The sequence below is a fragment of the Lacticaseibacillus boliensis genome (genome assembly GCF_054784775.1).
Genome location: NZ_BAAIHN010000082.1, coordinates 1 through 1,205 on the forward strand (window position 1 = coordinate 1; position 1,205 = coordinate 1,205).

Below are 1,205 nucleotides of genomic sequence, written 5' to 3' on the forward strand. Positions count from 1 at the left end.
AAGACAAAAGTCCTGTTATCATTGAAGCTACCATACAAACAATGAAAGAAGGATGTCTTGATGCAAGACCAGCTTATCACGCCTCACGTTAAAGGTCACCACCTAACCCCATCTGAGCGTGGAGAAATCGCAGTTCTCCACGCGCAAGAAAAGTCCGATCGAAAGATTGCCGACCGCCTCGGTATCAATCGCCAAACCATCGCCAACGAAATTGCTCGCGGGCAGACTGACCAGGTCGAGAAGGTCAACGGCAAGCTGCACTACTATAGTGTTTACAGTCCTGAAACTGCCCAGATACGTTATCAGGAAAACCGCCAGCGCTGCCGTCGCCCGCTTAAGCTCTCGAAGGTCCAGGACTTCATTACCTACTTTACAAGCCACTTTCAAGAGGATAGCTGGTCACCTGACGCGGCCGTTGGCCGCGCTAGGGCAGAGGGGCTATATTTGCCCGACGAAATGGTTTGTACTGCGACGCTTTACAACTATATCGACGCTCAGCTACTGGAGGTGCGAAATATTGATCTGCTTGAGAAGCCTAGTAGACGTGTGAAACATAAGGCCAACCACAAGTTCCAACGCATGCTGACGGGTCGCAGTATTGACGACAGGCCAAAGCGTGTGGACTCTCGTAGAGAGTTCGGCAATTTCGAGCTAGACACCATAGTTGGTAAGCGCAATGGCCAGGAGAGTGTACTGATGACACTGATTGAGCGCAAAACTCGCTTCCAGTTCGTGCGCCTGATTGATGGTCGTGATGCGGACTCGGTCAACTATGCCATGCGCGCTATCGTCAAGGACCACGGGGACATCATCAAGACCGTCACGGCGGACAACGGTTCAGAGTTCGCAGACTTGTCATTCGTACTCGACGGAGTCGCTGACGTATACTACGCCCATCCTTATCGCTCCAGCGAGCGCGGCACCAACGAAGCCCATAACCGGATGCTGCGACGGGACTTCCCCAAGGGCCTGTCTCTAGATACCGTAGGCCCTCAGGAGGTGGCCGAGGCCGGACGTAAGATCAACGACCTTCCACGTCACATCCTGAAGTACCAGACCCCCACAGAACGATTCGTGGCGGAATCCGCTCAGGTCCGACGCCGGGCGGCTAAAGCGTCGACGCCGACTAACTCACCAACTTCATAGATAACAGGCTTTCATACGCCGGATCGGGCCAGGTGGCTAACTTGTTCTTGCAATTTGCG

1 protein-coding gene is annotated in these 1,205 nt (G+C 53.7%); it reads left to right on the forward strand.

The genetic code is table 11. The annotated features are described in order from the left end of the window. Window positions 1-60 precede the first annotated feature (60 nt). The gene (locus tag ACYVRB_RS14220; RefSeq protein ID WP_260185214.1) at window positions 61-1,146 is read left to right on the forward strand and encodes an IS30 family transposase; all 1,086 of its coding nucleotides are present in this window, start codon (window positions 61-63) and stop codon (window positions 1,144-1,146) included. The last annotated feature ends 59 nt before the right edge of the window (window positions 1,147-1,205 follow it).